This is a genomic window from Falsirhodobacter sp. alg1 (genome assembly GCF_000739715.2).
Taxonomy (GTDB): Bacteria; Pseudomonadota; Alphaproteobacteria; order Rhodobacterales; family Rhodobacteraceae; genus Falsirhodobacter.
This window is the reverse complement of sequence record NZ_BBJC02000125.1, coordinates 1-501: the sequence shown is the minus strand read 5'-3', so window position 1 is coordinate 501 and position 501 is coordinate 1. Positions and strand designations below refer to the sequence as shown.

At 61.2% G+C, this 501-nt stretch carries 1 protein-coding gene; it reads left to right on the top strand.

The window, feature by feature from the left end; all coding sequences use genetic code 11:
* Positions 1-309 precede the first annotated feature (309 nt).
* On the top strand, positions 310-501 hold a 192-nt coding region (locus TR36_RS14560), incomplete at its 3' end, for a hypothetical protein (RefSeq protein WP_237763618.1).

Here is a 501-nt window from a genome sequence, read left to right as displayed (position 1 = left end):
GGATCACACCCGCCATCGTCAGGAAAATGGCACCCCACCGGCGGCGGCTGATAACCGTGCCCAGCATAAGCCGCGACATCAGGGCCATCCACACNGGGGGTTGTATAATAACAGGCCGCTGCCAGCGCGAACGACATGGACGGCAATGCCGCGTAGTAGCACAGCCACATTGCGGCCAGGCACAGGCTGCGCGCCCAGACCCATCCGGAATGGCGGAACATCGACACTTCCGCCCGGGCAAATACCAGCATGGCTCCGCCCAACAATACTACAGACGGGAATTTTACCGCTCCATCAGGTGCATTGCGGATGCTCGACCTTGATTCCGAGGAGGTCCTCGAAAGCTGCGATCTGGGCGGGCAGCCGGATTCCGTTGCCAAGGCGCCCGACGGCAGCTTCCTTGCAATCGCCATCGAAAATCAGCGGGACGAGGATCTCGGGGACGGTGGCCTGCCACAGATGCCCGCAGGTTTTGTGGTCAAGCTGCCGATAAACAATGGC